The sequence below is a fragment of the Streptomyces sp. DT190 genome, from assembly GCF_049846985.1.
Lineage (GTDB): Bacteria > Actinomycetota > Actinomycetes > Streptomycetales > Streptomycetaceae > Streptomyces.
Genome location: NZ_JBNCNM010000062.1, coordinates 1 through 935 on the forward strand (window position 1 = coordinate 1; position 935 = coordinate 935).

Annotated in this window: 1 protein-coding gene; it reads left to right on the forward strand. The window is 72.9% G+C overall.

The window, feature by feature from the left end; all coding sequences use genetic code 11:
• Nucleotides 1–391 precede the first annotated feature (391 nt).
• Nucleotides 392–562 (forward strand): hypothetical protein, encoded by a 171-nt coding sequence (locus ACPXCS_RS39585; RefSeq protein WP_425951919.1) that lies wholly within the window; start codon nt 392–394, stop codon nt 560–562.
• Nucleotides 563–935: the final 373 nt, after the last annotated feature.

A 935-nucleotide genomic window follows, 5' to 3' on the forward strand; every position in this document is an offset into this window, starting at 1 on the left:
GTCGTCGCGTTGGCGGCCGCCAGCGTCCCGGCGCGCCCTGCCCCCACCGCTGAGGCGGCACCGCCCTTCCCGGTGCCACCCCAGCGGTCTCCTGCCCACACAACCTCGACGGCGGGCCGGGGACCGGTACGCCTGACGTTGCCGGGGGTCGGCTTGGATGCGGCGGTAGTGCCCGTCGGGGTGGGGAGCGATGGGCGGCTGGCCGTGCCAGGCGACGGAAAGGCGGCCGGCTGGTGGAAGGACACCGCCCCGCCGGGCAGCCGTCAGGGCAGCACCGTCATCGCCGGGCGCCTCGACACCCGACGTGGGACCGCGGTCTTCGCGCCCCTGATCCGCGCCAAAGCGGGCGACCGGGTCGGTCACCGCCCCGGTCGGCACGGTGGGCTACCGGGTGAGGGCGGTCATCGTGCGCCGCGGCGCCGCGCTGCCGGGCGAGTTCATCACCACCACCGGACCGCCCCGGCTGGTGCTGATCACCTGCACCGGTCCTTACCGCCAAGGCAGCGGCTACCGCGACCGCCTATACGTCGACGCCGCCCCCGCACCGCCTTCCACCAGGTGATAACAACACGACGGTCATGGGCCAGGCGGGCTGTCGTCGGCTGGGACGGTTTGCCGAAATGGGCCCGGTGTCACCCGTACGGGGCGGCAAACGCCCGCGAGACGACGCCACACCCGCTGGAGGTCTGCACGCTCGTGCACCCGGCCCGAGGGCGGCACGTACACCAGGGCGGACTTCGGAACCCACACCGGCGTGCAGTCTGTCGGCCGGGCGCCCGATCGCCGACGCGCCACTCCAGCGCCCCCGGGGGGCTCCCATTCGCTCAGCAGAGCGGAACCCAGTACTAAAGAACTTAAAACTTCGCGGCTACTGTTGCCCCATGACCGATCCGCACGCCCCGGGGCTGCCCTCAGCGCCGTGCCAGATACCTCTG